13 protein-coding genes and 4 pseudogenes are annotated in these 15,771 nt (G+C 70.7%); 8 read left to right on the top strand and 9 right to left on the bottom strand.

Annotation, left to right across the window (positions count from 1 at the left end; translation table 11 throughout):
- Positions 1-3: 3 nt before the first annotated feature.
- Together pflA and pflB are read right to left on the bottom strand one after the other, a co-directional pair.
- The gene (gene pflA, locus PBV52_RS48420) at positions 4-750 is read right to left on the bottom strand and encodes a pyruvate formate-lyase-activating protein (RefSeq protein ID WP_274248407.1); all 747 of its coding nucleotides are present in this window, start codon (positions 748-750) and stop codon (positions 4-6) included.
- Positions 747-3,008, bottom strand: coding sequence for a formate C-acetyltransferase (pflB, locus tag PBV52_RS48415; protein ID WP_274248405.1), 2,262 nt, complete (start codon positions 3,006-3,008; stop codon positions 747-749). Before pflB ends, pflA begins: the two co-directional genes overlap by 4 nt.
- A 199-nt stretch (positions 3,009-3,207) precedes the next feature.
- On the opposite strand from pflB, the gene PBV52_RS48410 reads away from it, so the two are divergent.
- Entirely contained in the window at positions 3,208-3,351 is a 144-nt protein-coding gene (locus PBV52_RS48410; protein WP_274248403.1) for a hypothetical protein, read from the top strand.
- Between the two features lie 16 nt (positions 3,352-3,367).
- Here PBV52_RS48410 and PBV52_RS48405 read toward each other — a convergent pair whose 3' ends face one another.
- A complete protein-coding gene (locus PBV52_RS48405) occupies positions 3,368-4,369 on the bottom strand; it encodes a nitroreductase family protein (RefSeq protein WP_274248401.1) in 1,002 nt (333 codons plus the stop codon).
- A gap of 315 nt (positions 4,370-4,684) precedes the next feature.
- Between PBV52_RS48405 and PBV52_RS48400 the strand changes: the two genes are divergently transcribed.
- The 4 genes and pseudogenes from PBV52_RS48400 to PBV52_RS48385 all read left to right on the top strand — a co-directional run bounded on the left by PBV52_RS48400 (position 4,685) and on the right by PBV52_RS48385 (position 7,433).
- A complete protein-coding gene (locus PBV52_RS48400; protein WP_274248399.1) occupies positions 4,685-5,266 on the top strand; it encodes a hypothetical protein in 582 nt (193 codons plus the stop codon).
- A gap of 148 nt (positions 5,267-5,414) precedes the next feature.
- Positions 5,415-5,803 (top strand): annotated as a pseudogene (locus PBV52_RS48395) (cyclic nucleotide-binding domain-containing protein).
- 41 nt (positions 5,804-5,844) lie between these two features.
- Complete coding sequence (locus PBV52_RS48390; RefSeq protein WP_274248397.1) at positions 5,845-6,549, top strand: CBS domain-containing protein; 705 nt, start codon at positions 5,845-5,847, stop codon at positions 6,547-6,549.
- Between the two features lie 326 nt (positions 6,550-6,875).
- Positions 6,876-7,433, top strand: a complete 558-nt coding sequence (locus PBV52_RS48385) for a universal stress protein (protein WP_274248396.1) — start codon at positions 6,876-6,878, stop codon at positions 7,431-7,433.
- Between the two features lie 68 nt (positions 7,434-7,501).
- Here the strand turns inward: PBV52_RS48385 and PBV52_RS48380 are convergent.
- The 3 genes and pseudogenes from PBV52_RS48380 to PBV52_RS48370 form a co-directional block, all read right to left on the bottom strand.
- Positions 7,502-7,896, bottom strand: a pseudogene (locus PBV52_RS48380) (flavodoxin domain-containing protein).
- Between the two features lie 16 nt (positions 7,897-7,912).
- Positions 7,913-8,647 carry a CBS domain-containing protein gene (locus PBV52_RS48375; RefSeq protein ID WP_274248394.1) on the bottom strand — a complete coding sequence of 245 codons (735 nt, stop codon included), beginning with the start codon at positions 8,645-8,647 and terminating at the stop codon, positions 7,913-7,915.
- Positions 8,648-8,660: 13 nt separating this feature from the next.
- Complete coding sequence (locus tag PBV52_RS48370) at positions 8,661-11,354, bottom strand: GNAT family N-acetyltransferase (RefSeq protein WP_274248392.1); 2,694 nt, start codon at positions 11,352-11,354, stop codon at positions 8,661-8,663.
- 266 nt (positions 11,355-11,620) lie between these two features.
- On the opposite strand from PBV52_RS48370, the pseudogene PBV52_RS48365 reads away from it, so the two are divergent.
- A pseudogene (locus PBV52_RS48365) lies at positions 11,621-11,995 on the top strand (polyphosphate kinase 2); the annotation flags it as partial.
- A gap of 76 nt (positions 11,996-12,071) precedes the next feature.
- Here the strand turns inward: PBV52_RS48365 and PBV52_RS48360 are convergent.
- Complete coding sequence (locus PBV52_RS48360) at positions 12,072-12,518, bottom strand: DUF6086 family protein (RefSeq protein ID WP_274248391.1); 447 nt, start codon at positions 12,516-12,518, stop codon at positions 12,072-12,074.
- A 106-nt stretch (positions 12,519-12,624) separates the two neighbouring features.
- Between PBV52_RS48360 and PBV52_RS48355 the strand changes: the two genes are divergently transcribed.
- Positions 12,625-13,428, top strand: a complete 804-nt coding sequence (locus PBV52_RS48355; protein WP_274248389.1) for an IS5 family transposase — start codon at positions 12,625-12,627, stop codon at positions 13,426-13,428.
- A 7-nt stretch (positions 13,429-13,435) separates the two neighbouring features.
- Positions 13,436-13,882 (top strand): annotated as a pseudogene (locus PBV52_RS48350) (polyphosphate kinase 2); the annotation flags it as partial.
- A gap of 8 nt (positions 13,883-13,890) precedes the next feature.
- Here the strand turns inward: PBV52_RS48350 and PBV52_RS48345 are convergent.
- Positions 13,891-14,796, bottom strand: coding sequence for a universal stress protein (locus PBV52_RS48345; protein ID WP_274248386.1), 906 nt, complete (start codon positions 14,794-14,796; stop codon positions 13,891-13,893).
- A 26-nt stretch (positions 14,797-14,822) separates the two neighbouring features.
- Positions 14,823-15,728 carry a universal stress protein gene (locus PBV52_RS48340; RefSeq protein ID WP_274248384.1) on the bottom strand — a complete coding sequence of 302 codons (906 nt, stop codon included), beginning with the start codon at positions 15,726-15,728 and terminating at the stop codon, positions 14,823-14,825.
- Between the last annotated feature and the right edge of the window lie 43 nt (positions 15,729-15,771).

Genomic DNA, 15,771 nt, shown 5'->3' with positions numbered 1-15,771 from the left:
CGTTCACAGCGCCCGCAGCCCGTGCTCCCGGAACTGCTCGCGCACCCGCTCCGTCAGCTCCGGGTCCGGGGTGGGCGTGTCGCGTAGGGGGAAGAGGATGCCCAGTGAGTCGTACTTGTGGGCGCCGAGCTTGTGGAACGGCAGGACGTCCACCCGGTCGACGTTGGACAGGCCGGCGAGGAACACGCCGAGGCTGTCGATGGCTGCCGGGTCGTCGGTCCAGCCGGGCACGAGCACGTAGCGGATCCACACCGGGACGCCGAGCCGGTCCAGGCGGGTGGCGAAGTTGAGCGTCGGGGAGAGTTCGCCTCCGGTCAGCTTCCGGTAGGTGCGAACGTCGAATGACTTGATGTCCAGCAGGACCAGGTCGGTGTCGGCGAGGAGTTCGTCGGTGGCGCGGGCGCCGAGGAAGCCGGAGGTGTCCAGGGCGGTGCGCAGGCCGAGTTCCTTGCAGCGGCGGAAGATCGCGGCCGTGAAGGCGGGCTGCAGCAGGGCCTCGCCGCCGGTGAGCGTCACTCCCCCGCCGGCGGTCGTGATGAAGGCCCGGTACTTTCCGATCTCGGCCATCACCTCGTCGACGGTGGTGTGCTTCCCGTCGCGCATGTGCCAGGTGTCCGGGTTGGCGCAGTACAGGCAGCGCAGTGGGCAGCCGCTGAGGAACAGCACGAACCGGGTCCCGGGACCGTCCACTCCCGTGGACAGGTCCCAGGAGTGGACCCGGCCCGTCACCGGCTCGACCGTGGTGCTCACAGCGATCCGTGGAAGGTGCGGCTGATCACGTCGAGCTGCTGCTCACGGGTCAGGCGGACGAAGTTGACGGCGTAGCCGGAGACCCTGATCGTCAACTCGGGGTATTTCTCCGGGTGTTCCATGGCGTCCTCGAGCGTCGCCCGGTCCAGGACATTGACGTTCATGTGGAAGCCGCCGGAGGCCATGTACGCGTCGAGGATCCCGGCCAAGTTGCCCGCGCGCTCGTCCGGGTCATGGCCCAGGCCCTCGGGCGTGATCGTCGTCGTGAGCGAGATGCCGTCCCGCGCCTGCTCGTACGGCAGCTTGGCCACCGAGAGGGCCGAGGCCGCCACTCCGTGCCGGTCCCGGCCGTTCATCGGGTTGGCCCCCGGTGCGAAGGGCGCCCCGGCACGCCGGCCGTCGGGGGTGTTGCCGGTGTGCTTGCCGTAGACGACGTTCGATGTGATGGTCAGCACCGACTGGGTGTGCTCGGCGTTGCGGTACGTGGGGTGGCGGCGCACCTTCGCCATGAACGACTGGACCAGGTCGGCGGCCAGCGCGTCCGCGCGGTCGTCGTTGTTGCCGTACGCCGGGTACTCGCCCTCGACCTGGTAGTCGACGGCCAGTCCGGTCGCGTCCCGGATGACCTTCACACGGGCGAACTTGACGGCCGAGAGGCTGTCGGCCGCCACCGAGAGTCCGGCGATGCCGCAGGCCATGAAGCGGTGCACGGGGTGGTCGTGCAGGGCCATCTCGATCCGCTCGTAGGCGTACTTGTCGTGCATGTAGTGGATGACGTTGAGCGCGTTGACGTACGTGGCCGCCAGCCAGTCCAGCATGCGGTCGTACGCTGCCGACAGCCCCTCGTACTCCAGGTACTCGCCGGTCAGCGCGGGCGCCTCGGGGGCGATCTGCTCGCCGGTCATCTCGTCCCGGCCGCCGTTGATGGCGTACAGCAGCGCCTTGGCGAGATTGACGCGCGCCCCGAAGAACTGCATCTGCTTCCCCACCGCCATCGCGGAGACGCAGCAGGCGATCGCCGTGTCGTCGCCGGTGCGCGGACGCATCAGGTCATCCGACTCGTACTGGATCGCGCTGGTGTCGATGGAGACCTGCGCGCAGAACTCCTTGAACCCGGAGGGAAGTTGAGGCGACCACAGCACCGTCAGGTTGGGCTCGGGGGCCGGGCCCAGGTTGTACAGGGTCTGCAGGAACCGGAAGGAGGTACGGGTGACCAGTGGGCGGCCGTCGGTGCCGATGCCGCCGATGGACTCCGTCACCCAGGTCGGATCGCCGGAGAAAAGCGCGTCGTACTCGGGGGTGCGCAGGAACCGTACGATCCGCAGCTTGATCACGAAGTCGTCGATCAGCTCCTGCGCCCGCGTCTCGTCGATCGTCTCGTCCTGCAGGTCGCGCTGGAGGTAGACGTCGAGGAAGGTGGAGGTGCGGCCGAGCGACATCGCGGCGCCGTTTTGCTCCTTCACCGCCGCCAGGAAGCCGAGGTAGAGCCACTGCACGGCCTCGTGAGCCGTCGCGGCGGGGCGGGTGATATCGCAGCCGTACGAGGCCGCCATCTCGACCAGCTCGTCGAGCGCCCGGATCTGCTCGGCCAGTTCCTCACGGTCGCGGATGACGTCCGGGCCGGAGGGCTGCGCGTCCAGCAGGGCCCGCTCGGCCCGCTTGGCCTCGACCAGCCGGGCGGTCCCGTACAGCGCGACGCGCCGGTAGTCGCCGATGATCCGGCCGCGGCCGTAGGCGTCCGGCAGACCCGTGATGATCCCCGCCTTGCGGGCGGCCCGCATCTCGGGAGTGTAGGCGTCGAACACACCGTCGTTGTGGGTCTTGCGGTAGGTCCCGAAGACGCGCGTGACGAAGGGGTCGGCCTGGTAGCCGTACGCCTTCAGCCCGTTCTCCACCATCCGCAGCCCACCGTTGGGCATGATCGCCCGCCGCAGTGGGGCGTCGGTCTGCAGGCCGACGATCAGTTCGCGGTCGCGGTCGATGAAGCCCGGCCGGTGCGAGGTGATGGTGGATGGGGTGCCCGGGTCGACGTCCAGGATTCCCTTGCGCCGCTCCTCGGGGAACAGACGAGCGACCTTGTCCCAGACGGCGAGCGTACGCTCGGTCGGCCTGGCCAGGAACGTCGAATCGCCGTCGTACGGCGTGTAGTTGGCCTGGATGAAGTCGCGCACGTCGACCTGGTCCCGCCAGTGCGTACCGGCGAAGCCCCGCCATGCCTCGGTCGTCGCCCGGGGTCCAGCTGTCACCGTTACCGTCATCGCCGGTCTCTCCCTCACTCCGCACGCAGGATCTCTGCGCTTTCGATGCTCGTCGCTCGTGATGCCTGCGGGGAGGGCCTGTCGGCGTACCTGGGGCGCGCCATCGGTCCCTCGCCTGCCGGGCCGATTGGGCCCGGTCAGGCCGAACCCGGCATTACCTGGCCACCGACGCACGAGCGACCGGGGCACCTGCGCCGACGTGCGGCTGGTCACCGACAGCGTGCGCTTCCGGCGGATCCTTCGCGCCGTCGGCCTGGCAGGTGTCTTCGAGCTGCACCCCAGCCTGGGCACGGCCCTGGCCCGTGCACCGCAGGCCGTGACCGCGCCTGCCGCGGCGGGTTGATGACCAGGCGGATGGGCTAGCGACTCGCCAGCACATCGTCGAGCGCCATGCGCGGGGTGCGCCGTGGGCTCGCAGCGCCTTCGGGGCCGTATCCGAGACGGATGAGCATCTGCACATGATCGGTCCGCCCTGGCGTCGGGCTGAGGGAACTGCGTAGGTCCGGCCATTCCAGTGCCTGGTGCAACAGGGAGGCGCGCAGACCATGTGCCGTGGCGAGGAGCCACACGTGCTGGAGCGCTTGTCCGGCCCGCAGCCAGTCGGTGCGGTGGTCGTGTTCGGTGATCAGCACAGCAACGGTGGGTGTCGCCTCAAACGGTCGGGCGACCAGCCGCTCGGCGTGCCGCTGCGCGGTGAAGTCCCGCAGGGGAAGGTGTTCGCGCGCGTCCTGGGGGCCGAGCGCCTCCCGCGGCATGCCCACGTCGGGACCCGGCTCCCGGTCTCGGTGCACCCAGCGGCTGCTCTCCGTAGCGCGGTCGGTGGCGATGCGGTTACGGCCCTCGGCCTCTGCGGTCAGGCGGAGCAGCCGCTCCGTCTCGACGGCGTCCGGGAACCAGAGCCGCGCGCCTTCCACACGGGCGGCTTCACAGAGTTCGTTGCGCAGATACGGCGGCAGCGGCCGCCCGGAGAACGGGAGGCGGCTGCTGTGCCTGCGCCAGATCGCCTCGTACAGGTCGGCCCGGTGCTCCGTCGGGCGCCGGGCAACGGACCCTGCCAGGCGGACAATGGCGAGCAGTCCGGGGTCCTCCGGGGAGGGCAACAGGCGCCTGACCGGCGACCATCCGGAGTGCGCGATCGCGACCCGGAGATTCAACAGGCACGCCCCCACCGAGAGATGCAGGGCGCGACCGGTCGGGTCCGTGTGCCGCAGGCCGCGTTCAGGGGCGGCGCGCACCTGGAACGTGGCCGACTCGGGATCCAGGCGGAAGCACCATGGCTGGGTGTTGTGGATCGAGGGCGCGGCGACCGCGGCCGACACGCAGGTCTCCGGAAATACGGCGTCCAGGGATGTGCTGTGCAAGATGCCCTCCTCGCGCGTCGGCGTAGGACAGCGGGTGCTGTTCTCCGAGCCTGGGCGCCCGGCCACGGCCTGGTGAGGGGCCGATGGTCCCGCCTCCGGGACCGGTCGGGCCACACCTCACCGCGTGGGCAGCGTACGGGAACGCAGTCGTGACGTCCCGTCCTCCAGTTCCACGCCGGTATGGGCTGAACGGCCCAACGTCAGCTGCGAGTTGGCCCCCCATCGCCCCTCCCGCACTGCCTGGTCGGCCCCTGTCAGGGCTCGCTCCCGACTGTCACCTTCGTGAACGTCACAACGAGGACGGAGGGCAGACCGATGGACCGCAGCAGGCATATGAAGAAGCGGCTCTGGCGATGGCGTAACAACCCGCTCCGACGGCGCCACGACATCCTCGAGGCCTGGATCATGCTGGCCGTGTGGGCGGTCACAGCGGTGGGCAGTACCGTCGCCGGCCTGGTGACGGCCCACGCAGCCGACGAGGTGTTCGCCCGGCAGCGCGCCGAGCGCCATTCCGTGCGCGCTGTCCTCCTCAACGACGTCCCCCGGAACGTCCCGGCGGACGGAGCCACCAGTGACAAGACCTCCGCACGAGTCCGCTGGACAGACCCCGACGGCTCCGCCCACACGGACACGACCCTGGTGGAGACCGGGCTGAACGCCGGATCCAGGATCGTCGTCTGGACGGACGGCCGGGGCGAGATCACCGCCGAACCGCCGAGTCCCACGGAAGCGGCCGTCGAATCCGGCGCCCTGGCCACCGCGGCCGCGCTGGCCTTCGCCGGCCTCGCTTTCGGCGCCGGAACCCTCGCACGGTGGAGGCTCGACCGGCGGCGCATCGACCAGTGGGGCAGGGAGTGGGACCTGGTCGGCCCGCAGTGGGGCCACAAGACCGGGTGATCCACGTCTCGCTGCGGGAAGCGCAGCCAAGCCGTACGAGCACACGGGTGGTTCCGCCTCCGTACCCGCGTCTGCCGTGACCGCGGCGGTCCGAGTCGCGCGACGACGGCTGCCCTGGTGGGATCGTCGAACACGGTGCGCTGCCGACGTGCCTCGGCGGGCGGTTCAACTCCTTCCCGCCGAGCACCGCCATCGGCTGATGCGCTTCGCCCGTGAGGTGTCGTTCCCGCAGGGCACCCACCTTTTCGAGGAAGGCGGCAAGGCGGATCGGTTCTGGATCATCCGCACCGGCAGCGTCGACCTCGACATGCACGTGCCCGGCCGCCGCGCCGCCGTCATCGAGACCCTCCGGCACAACGAACTCATCGGCTGGTCCTGGCTGTTCGCCCCGCACACCTGGCACCTGGGCGCCACGGCGACCAGCCCGGTGCGCGCCGACGAGTTCGACGCCACCGCGGTCCGCTCGATGATCCAGGACGACCCCGCACCCGGCTGTTGGACCTGTATGCCCCCTACGGCAGCGGCAGCCGCCTGTGACCAAGCCGACGGGGCGAAGTGACAGCACCGAAGGAGGCATCATGCACGGCACCCCGCACATCGTCAGCGACGTGATGACCCACACCGTCGCCGCCATCGGCCGTGGCGCCTCCTTCAAGGAGATCGTGCGGATGATGCAGGACTGGAAGGTCAGTGCCCTTCCAGCCCTGGAAGGCGAGGGCCGGGTCGTCGGGGTCGTGTCCGAGGCCGACCTGCTGCCCAAGGAAGAGTTCCGCGACAGCGACCCCGACCGGTACACCCAGCTGCGGCGTCTGTCCGACCTGGCGAAGGCCGGGGCGGTGACCGCCGGGGAGCTGATGACCTCTCCGGCCCTCACCGTCCACGCGGACGCGACGCTCGCGCAGGCCGCGCGGACCATGGCACGCGCCAAGGTCAAGCGGCTGCCCGTGGTCGACGACTTGGGCATGCTGCAGGGCATCGTCAGTCGCGCCGACCTGCTGAAGGTGTTCCTGCGCGACGACGAGGACATCGCGGAGGAAGTACGCCGGGAGGTGGCGTCGTACCTCTTCCCCGCGTCGACGTCAGCCGTACGCGTGGCGGTGTGGGAGGGGGTCGTGACACTCAGCGGCCGTGTCCGGGACACGTCCCTGGTGCCCGTAGCGGCACGGCTGATCCGGGCCGTTGAGGGGGTCGTGGACGTGGAGTTCGACGTCTCCGCGCACGGCCGTTCCTCGGAGACGTCCCCTGCCCCGTCGAGTCACAGCGAGAACGCCTCACCGTCGTGAACCGCCCCGAGTGAACGTTGAACATCGCAGCGAGGACGGCGGCGTTGCGCACGTTACCTTCCAACACGCACCGTCCGTGCGGCGACCGCCGCCGCTCCGCGTTGCTGCCTCAGGAGTTGAGTGCCGCCATGCCGACTGCAGCGCGCAGGGGTCGGCTACTGCACGGTGCACAACCCGTTGCGGCGGAAGGGCGGACTGCCATGGAACAAGTGATTCTTGCCTCCAGCGCCCCATCGGGGCCCAGCCGGACCGCAGTCGATTGGGCCGCGCACGAGGCACGGCTGCGCGGTCTGCCGCTCCGCGTGGTCCACGGCCCACCGCAGTAGGTGAGCGAGGCCAAGGTCGTCGTGTGCGGCCTGCGCCGGGAGGATGTCGCCGACTCCCAAACGGCCGGCTTGCCCCTTCCTGTAAACGTCGAAGCCGCGGCCCGGCCGCTCGTGTTCGTCCCGGACGATCTCTCCGACGCCCGCCGCTCCGAGGGGGTCACGCTCGGCGTGGACGCCCGTAACCCCGCGGCCGCCGCGATCGACTTCGCCTTCGACAGCGCCCGGATACGAAGCTCACGCCTGTACGTTGTCCACGCCTGGTCGCTTCCCGCCAGTGCCGCCGAACTGCCTTTCGCCGTACCGGAGGAAGACCGGGCCGCCTGGGAGGACCAGGAGGTGCAGCAGCTCGCCGATGCGCTACAGCCGTGGTGTGAGAAACATCCGGAGGTACCAGTGCTCCAGGACGTCGTCCTGTTCACGCCGGCGCAGGCCCTGCTCCGCTGTTCCGCGGGCGCCGCACTGGTCGTCGTGGGCAGGAAGCCCGGCGTCGGCTGGAGGTACATGATTGGGTCCCTGTTGCGAGAGGCCACGTGCCCCGTAGCCGTGGTGCCGTCGTAGGTGCGGCCATGGGGCGAGCCCGGTGCCGGGCACCGGGGTCTGTGTGGAGCGGAGCATCCCGGCCCGCCTTATGTGTGTGCCAGCTCGTCGGCGACATGTGCCGCCCACGTCTCGATCGCGGTGAAGTCGCGGAAGTCACCGCCCTTTCCGTTACGGAGGATCATTCGTGCGGCCCATCCCTGGCCGAGGCGTCGAGCGGGCCGCTGCCGAACAGCCACAGTGGGCGTTCGCCCAAGTCGTGGCGGTGCCGACGGAGGAACCGGCGGGTGTGCTTCTGCCAGCGTCCGGCGTACAGTCCGCCTCCGACCACCACGGCGTCGTACGACGCCACCCTCGTGACGGACCGGGCCGGAAGGACCTCGACCGTCAGGTCGTCCTTGCGCAGGACGTCGGCGATGGTTTCGGCGATCTGCGCCGTCGATCCGTTCGTGCTTCCATAGGCGACCAACACGGTGCCGGTTATGGCGGTACGCCTCCTCTCACATCTTGCGCAGCCAGTCGCCGGCCACGCCGTGCAGCGCGTGCTCCTGAGTGCGCAGGCGCGGGTCATCCAGCCGGTACGTGAGCCTGTCGACCACGCCGACCACACCGTCGATCCGTGCGGTCATCGACAGGGCGATCTCCGTCTCGCTCTTGCGTTCCATGTGGCCGGTGAGGGTGACGACGCCGTGCACCACGGACACGTCGATGCTGCGGGGCGGCAGCCACAGGGTGCGCCCCAGTACGTCCTCGATCACCTCGTCGCGGATCTCCTTGTCGGGCCGCAGGAAGACCTGGAGCAGGTCGCGGCGGGTGACGATGCCGACCAGCCGGTCCGCCTCGTCGAGCACCGGCAGCCGCTCCACCTGGTGCTGGGCCATGGTGCGGGCGGCCTCGACGATGGTGTCGTCGGCGTGCGCGGTGACGGGCGGCACGGTCATGAGCCGGCCGGCGGTGCGGGCATGCGCCTTCGCCGCCTGCCGTCGGGCACCGCGCGTCAGCCCGGACAGGAACGCGAAGCGACGGCGCGGTTCGTACGGTTCGGGGGTGGCCGCCTGGCGTGCCACCAGGTCCGTTTCGGAGATGACGCCGATGACCTTGTCGTCCTCGTCGACTACCGGCAGTCCGCTGATCCGGTGGGCCGCGAGCAGTCGGGCGACCTCCTTGAACGGGGTGCCGTACGCGGCGCGGACGACCTCCGTGGTCATCACGGAGCCGACCTTCTGGTTCTTCATGTCCCCTCCCTCCTCAGCGGAGCCGGCGCAGATAGGGGTCCTGGGGCCTGCACGGCAGCAGGCGGATCCGCGCGTCCAGCACGGTGACGCCGCCCGGTGTCGCGAGGACCGGGTTGAAGTCGCTCTCAGCGAGCTGCGGCAGGTCCGCCGCCATGCGGGACAGCCGCAGCAGCAGCTGTTCCAGCTCCTCGATGTCGACGGGTCCGTTGCTGTGCGCGCCGAACAGGAGCGGGGCGCAGCGCGGGGAGGTGATGAGGTCGTGCACGTCGTGGTCGGTGAGCGGGGCGAGGCGGGCCGCGTGATCGGCGAGAACCTCGGTGGCCGTGCCGCCGAGCCCGAACAGGACGAGGGGTCCGAAGACCTGGTCCTGGACGACGCCGGCGAACAGCTCGGTGCCACGGTCGGCGAGTGGCTGGATCACCACTCCCTCCAGCAGGCCGGCGAACCGGGTCTCCAGGTCCCGGAAGGCGGCGCGGACCTGGTGGTCGCCCCTGAGGTCGAGATGGACGGCGTGCTCGGCGGTCTTGTGGACCAGGCCCGCCCAGTGACCCTTCATCACGACCCGGCCGTCGGCGCCGCGCAGCCGGTCGGCGGCGAGGACCGCGTCGTCCTCGGTCTCGGCCCAGGCCCACGGGATCTGCGGGATGCCGTAGCAGGCCAGCAGGTCGGCGCAGGTGCGCGGGTCCAGCCAGCCGCCGTCGGGGTGTGCGGCGAGGTAGGTCTCGACGACGGTGCGGGCTCGCTCCGTCTCGACGCCGTCCAGGTCGGGGACGGTCCCGGCGGGCCTGGCGAGCCAGGCCGCGCGGTGGGCGGCGTGGGCCAACGCCCGTGCCGCGGCCTGGGGTTCGGCGTAAGACGGGATGGTTCCGTCTTCCGCAGCGGGCAACAGCTCGACGGGCAGGCCCTGTTCGAGCCGTACCGCGGCGATCGGCTTCGCCCTGCGGCCGGGGGCGCGGGTGAGGGCACGGACGAGGTCGTCACCGGTCGCCGCGGCGACCGCCGTGGGGACCAGAGCGACGAGGACGGCGTCGACGCCGCCGTACCGCATGATCCGGTCCACGCAGTCCGTGAGTTGTTCCTCCGTGACGGCGGCGGTGGCGTCGATCGGGTTGCCCACCGCCGCCCCGTCCGGCAGTACGGCGAGCAGGTCGTCGATCAGTTCCGGTGTGGGGTCCGGGAGCGACAGTCCGGCTTCGGCGCAGGCGTCGGCCGCGAGGACACCGGCCCCGCCCGCGTTGGTGACGATCGCCACGCGGCTGCCCGCGGGCAGTGGCTGCGAGTGCAACAGCGCGGCGGTCTCGAGGAGTTCACCGATCGAGCGGGTGGCGGTGATGCCGGCCTGGGTGAAGAGCGCGCCGCGGGTCATGGTGCGGGTGGCGGCGGCCGCAGTGTGCGAGGCGGCGGCGCGCCGGCCCGCGTCGGTGCGGCCGGCATCGACGGTCAGTACGGGCATACGGCGGGTCACGCGCCGGGCGGTGCGGGAGAAGGCGCGCGGGCTGCCGAAGGACTCCAGGTGCAGCAGGGCGAGGTCAGTGCGGCCGTCGCTCTCCCACCACTGGAGCATGTCGTTGCCGCTGACGTCGTACTTGTCGCCGAGAGAGGCGAAGGAAGAGACACCGATACCGAGCCGGGAGAGCCCGTCGAGCAGGGCGATGCCGACACCGCCGGACTGCACGGCGACGCCCGCGGTGCCGGGCCGTGGATGGCCGGCGGCGAAGGTGGCGTCGAAGCTGAGCTCCGGGTCGGTGTTGGAAATCCCGAGGCAGTTGGGGCCGACGAGCCGCATGCCGTGCGAGCGGCAGGCCGCCAGCAGAGCGTGCGCCTGGCCGGCGTCCAGGCCCGCGGTGACGACGAGGAGGGCCCGTACGCCCGTCTTGCCGCACTCCTCGGCGGTCTCCGGAATAGCGGCGGCCGGTACGGCGAGCACCGCGAGGTCAGGTGTCTTGGGCAGGACGCTGACCGACGAGTAGGACGGCACGCCGAGAATCGAGCGCGCGGCGGGGTTCACCGCGAACAGACGCCCGGTGTAGCCGCCCGCGTGCAGCTGGTGCAGGATCGCCCGGCCCACCGAACCCGGCTTGCGCCCTGCTCCCACGACGGCGACCACCTCCGGCCGCAGCAGCGGCTTCAAACTGGCGACGTCGGCGGCACGCCCCCGTTCCTCGACAGCTGTGAGGTAGGTGTCGCTCTGGTCGAGGGTGATGGTGCAGCGCACCTCCGGGCCCTCGAAGCGGCGCTCCGTGCGTAGACCGAGGTCGGCGAACAGCTTCAGCACCTCGCGGTTCTCACTGAGCGCGTCGGCCGTGAAGGTCGTGATGCCCTCGGCGCGGGCGGCAGAGACGAGGTGCTCGACGAGCAGGGTTCCCACGCCCCGGTGGTGTAGTCCGTCGGCGACGGCGATGGACACTTCGGCCGCGTCCTTCTCGTCCCCTGTGTCGTACTCGGCAAGACCGATCCCCCGGCCCTGCGTCTCGGCCAGCAGCGCCCGGTAGCCGGTGCGGGCCGCAGCACAGGCACGGTCGGCGGCCAGACGGGCCGACCGGTGGCTCGCGGCGAAGAACCTCAGGCGCAGGTTCTCCGGGGACATCTCCTCGTACAGCCGCTCCAACTGGTCGTGGTCGCTCGGCACCACGGGACGGATGCACACGGTGGTGCCGTCCGTGAGCAGGGCGTGGACGGGGGGTCGGTCGGTCACGTCGTGCGTCATCGCGGGACTCCTCCAAGCCTCTTGTCATTTCGAGCATCCGGCGGATCGGGGGGTGGTCCCATGGGCTGTCCGGGGGCGATGCGAGGGCCGGTAGGCCCAAGTTTTCGCCAGTCGTCCCCGGCGCGGACGCGGGAGGCGTGCCTCACGGTGCACGTTCAGGGTGCGCCGCCCCTTGCCGGTCAGTGCGGTGCTGTCCCGGTCTTCGACCTGGGCACCAGTGACTACGTTGAAGTCATCGACGTAGGCCATCGGGCGATGGAGACGGCATGGCCGACAAGAAGGTGGCGAAGGTGCCTCGCGCGGCATACGAACGGGAACTGCTCCGCCTGCAGACGGAGCTGGTGAAACTGCAGGAGTGGGTGCGCGCTGAGGGCGCCCGGCTCGTCGTGGTCTTCGAGAGGCGGGACGCGGCGGGCAAGGGCGGCACCATCAAGCGGGTCGCAGAACACCTCAACGCGCGTGTCGCCCGGATCGCGGCGCTGCCCAAGCCGACCGAACGCGAGCGCACCCAGTGGTACTTCCAGCGGTACGTTGAGCATCTGCCGGCCGCCGGGGAGATCGTGTTGTTCGACCGGTCCTGGTACAACCGTGCCGGAGTCGAGCACGTGATGGGCTTCTGCACTAAGAGGACGTCTCAGTTGGGGGCGGGCAATGGGCAGAAACGGCAAGCCGGCCCAGGGTGTTGGGTCGGCTAGGAGCGGCCTTGGGCTCACCGGCTCAGCGGGCCATCCAGCGGTCCATCTCCCGCGCCCGCGTGTCCAGCGCGGTGACGACGGCGGCTGACGCGGTCCGGGGACTGCCGGGGACCTGCACATCATGCTGGACGCCACCACACATGTGGCCGGGCCCCGGTTCGGGTATCTCCACCTCGATTCCCGCGCGCCGCGCGAGCGCGACCGCCATCGCCACGAACCCCTCGGAGAGCGCGAGGATCACGGAGTGCCCCGTCCGGCAGTGCCACGCGACCAGGCCGCGTGCGAACTCCGCGTATACGGCTGGATCGACCTCGAGTGTGTCCGGGTCGCCCCCATATTTTCCCTGGCCGATTCCCGAGGGCAGCTTGAGCTCCGCCTCAAAGACCTCGACCTGCCGCAGGAAGAGGCGGCCGGCACCGTTCGACGGGTTCCACAGCGTCTTGTCACCGATGTCGAAGTACATGCTCATCGCTAATCCCCCTGCTCAGCCGCCCCGGCTCAGGGTAGAAGATCGGGCGGGTGGTAGGCACCCGGGTAAAACTGTGCCTTGGGAGGCCAAGACTCGTTGCTCTGGCATGGGCACAGTTGAGCAGCTGGTACCGGACGGACTCTGGGAGATCTTCCAAGACGTGGCGCCAGAGCCGCCCGTGCGTGCCCAGGGCGGCGGCCGGCGGCGGTGTGACGACCGCGCGGTTCTTGCAGCGATCATCTTCGTCGCCACGTCGGGCTGCACCTGGCGGCAGCTACCGCCGGTCTTCGGCGCCTCCTGGCAAACGGTCCACCGGCGCTTTACTGGCTGGTCCAAGGCCCGGGTGTGGGCAAAAATCGCACCGCGTGGTGCTGGATCGGCTCGGCACGAACGGCGAGCTGGACTGGTCCCGGTGCGCAATCGACTCGGCCAGTGTCCGGGCAGTCTAAGGGGGCCTTTGACCGGACCGAATCCGACCGATCGCGGCCAGCTCGGGTCGAAGATCCACGTCATCTGTGACCGCAACGGCCTGCCGATCTCGGTGGGCATCTCCGGTGCCGACCTGCACGACAGCCAGGCCCTGATCCCGCTGATGCGCGGCATCCCGCCAATCCGCTCCCGCTACGGGCCAAGACGCCGCCGCCCGGCCAAGCTGCACCCGGACAAAGGCTACGACTTCGACCATCTGCGCGACTGGCTGCGCCGCCGCCAGATCGCGCCCTGTATCGCCCGCCGCGGCATCGAACCTCCCAACCGCCTGGGCCGCCATCGCTGGGTCGTGGAAAGGACCATGTCCTGGCTCAACGGATGCCGCCGCCTGCACCGCCGCTACGAGCGCAAGGCAGAGCACTTCCTCGCCTTCGTCGGCATCGCCAGCAGCCTCATCTGCTACCGCCGATGCACCAACTGAGACGACGTCTAAGGAGGAGTACCAGCTCTTCCTGCGCCAGTGCCCGATCTTCGAGCGGTTGCTGTTGGAGGACGGGATCCTGCTGCGCAAGTACTGGTTCTCGGTGAGCGACACGGAGCAGCAGGAGCGCTTCCGGCGCCGGCTGGAGGATCCGACGCGGCGCTGGAAGCTGTCCCTGATGGACATGGAGTCGATCACCCGCTGGGAGGCGTACTCCCGGGCCAAGGACGAGATGATGGTGCACACCGACATCCCGGAGGCGCCCTGGTTCGTCGTCGAGAGCGACGACAAGCGCCGGGCGCGGCTGAACATGATCGCCCACCTGGACTTCGTCCCCTACCAGGAGGTGGCGCCGCCGGTGCTGGAACTGCCGGAGCGGCCGCCGTCGACCGGCTACCAGCGCCCGCCGCGCGATCTGCAGACCTACGTCCCCGATCACGCGGCGAGTCTCTGAGGCGCCGGTCAGGCGTCGTGCACCCGGTGCGGTACGACGGCGACCGGGCAGGCGGAGTGGTGCAGTACCGCGTGGGCGACCCGGCCGAGCTGGAGCCCGAAGTGCCCCTCGCGGCGCCGGGCGCCGACGACCAGCAGGTCGGCCTCGTGCGAGGCGTCCACGAGCACCCGGCGGGCATGGCCCTCGACGGTGCGCCGGCGCACATCGATGTCCGCCGGGACGTCCTGCAACGCCGCCTCCAGTTCCTCGACCGCCCGCTCCTCGTGCAGACGGGCGGACTCACCGGCCAGCAGCGGATGGTCGGTGGTCTCGTGTGCCGGGCACCGCCAGGCCCGTACGGCCTCCAGAGGCACGCCGCGGCGCCGTGCCTCTGCGGCGGCGAACCGCACGGCCGCCGACTCCTTCACGTCCTCGCCGACACCCACGACGACGCGGCCGCGCACCGGGGGCGTCGCCTGGTTGTCGTGGCTGCCGCGCAGCACGATCACCGGGCAGTCGGCATGGGCGGCGACGGCCAGACTGACGGAGCCGAGCAGCATCTCGGCGATGCCGCTGCGGCCGCGCGTGCCCACGACCAGCGCGGAGGCGTTCCGCCCCTCGCGCACCAGGGCGTACTCCGGCTCCTCGAACACCACGTCGGCGGTCACCTTCAGGTCGGGGTGCCGGGCACCCGCCCGCTGAGCAGCGGCGCCGGCGACGTCCTGGGCCAACGGCAGCGCGGTCGACTTGCCGATATCCCGGGCGAGCGCAGCTCCCTCGTACCGCTCCCACAGGCAGGCATACACCACCCGTAACGGCACCCCGCGCAGCACGGCCTCGTCGGCCGCCCAGTCGACGGCGCGCAGGCTCGGCTCGGAACCGTCCACGCCCACGACCAAGGGCTCGCCGAGGGCTCGTTCCACCTCTGCGTTCATGATCTCCACTCCTCCAGAGAATGCGTTCAGTCGTGCGCGACGACGGCCACGGGGGCGGTGGAGTGGTGCAGTACCGCGTGTGTGACGGGTCCGATGTGGGCACCGACCGGGCTGCGGCGCGTCCGGCGACCGACGACGACCAGCGAGGCCTCGCGGGAGGCGTCGATGACGTGGTTGGCGGGGCTGCCGGAACGGGACACCTCGACGATCTCGATCTCCGGGTACTTCTGCCGCCAGGGGTGCAGCACCCCAGCCAGCGCGGCAGCCTCCTGCCGGCCCAGTTCGGCGTTGAGCTCGGGGTCGGCGGGGAGGCCGTAGGCGAAGTAAGGCGGAAGGTTCCAGCCGTGCACGACCCTCAGCGCGGTGTTGCGGCGGGCGGCCTCCTCGAAGGCGAAAGCGATCACCGCGTCGTCGGGGTGGCCGGTATCGACGCCGAGGACCACGGGCCGGTACGCGGTGGCGGCGGACGGGATGCCCGCCGGATCCGCCTCGTGCTCGTCGGCGGCCTGCTCCCCGGCCCGCACCAGAACGACAGGGGTCTCCGTGTGCGCGATCACTGCCATGCCGACGGACCCGACGAGGAATCCCCCGATCCCGCTCAGCCCGCGCGAGCCGAGGACCAGCAGCTCGGCGTCCTTCGCCGCCTCGGCCAACGCATCCATCGGCCTGCCGGAAATCTGCTCCATCTCCACATGCACGCCGGGGTGGCGCAGGCGGAGGCCCTCGGCAGTCTCGCGCGGAATCCGCTCGCTCCAGTGCGCTTGCGTCTCGGCGCCCAGGAGCGGGGCCTGCGCCATGGGCTCCGGGACGGGTTCCCAGACGTGCACCAGCCGCAGCGGCAGCCCGCGCAGCTTCGCCTCGCGGGCCGCCCACTCGCCGGCGGCACGGCTCTCGGGCGAGCCGTCGAGGCCCACGGTGACGTTGCGGGACATGTTGTCCACCTCCTGGTCGGGGTTCTGACTCCAGGGTGGCGAC

The sequence above is a fragment of the Streptomyces sp. T12 genome (genome assembly GCF_028736035.1).
Taxonomy (GTDB): domain Bacteria; phylum Actinomycetota; class Actinomycetes; order Streptomycetales; family Streptomycetaceae; genus Streptomyces.
The sequence above is the reverse complement of the archived record's forward strand: the minus strand, read 5'-3'. Positions and strand labels throughout refer to the sequence as shown.

Coding starts and splice junctions, on each gene's coding strand:
- PBV52_RS48340 (WP_274248384.1), bottom strand. CDS start 15,728: ATGTCCCGCAACGTCACCGTGGGCCTCGACGGCTCGCCCGAGAGCCGT.
- PBV52_RS48390 (WP_274248397.1), top strand. CDS start 5,845: ATGCACGGCACCCCGCACATCGTCAGCGACGTGATGACCCACACCGTC.
- PBV52_RS48370 (WP_274248392.1), bottom strand. CDS start 11,354: ATGACGCACGACGTGACCGACCGACCCCCCGTCCACGCCCTGCTCACG.
- PBV52_RS48355 (WP_274248389.1), top strand. CDS start 12,625: ATGGGCACAGTTGAGCAGCTGGTACCGGACGGACTCTGGGAGATCTTC.
- pflB (WP_274248405.1), bottom strand. CDS start 3,008: ATGACGGTAACGGTGACAGCTGGACCCCGGGCGACGACCGAGGCATGG.
- PBV52_RS48360 (WP_274248391.1), bottom strand. CDS start 12,518: ATGAGCATGTACTTCGACATCGGTGACAAGACGCTGTGGAACCCGTCG.
- PBV52_RS48375 (WP_274248394.1), bottom strand. CDS start 8,647: ATGAAGAACCAGAAGGTCGGCTCCGTGATGACCACGGAGGTCGTCCGC.
- PBV52_RS48345 (WP_274248386.1), bottom strand. CDS start 14,796: ATGAACGCAGAGGTGGAACGAGCCCTCGGCGAGCCCTTGGTCGTGGGC.
- PBV52_RS48400 (WP_274248399.1), top strand. CDS start 4,685: ATGGACCGCAGCAGGCATATGAAGAAGCGGCTCTGGCGATGGCGTAAC.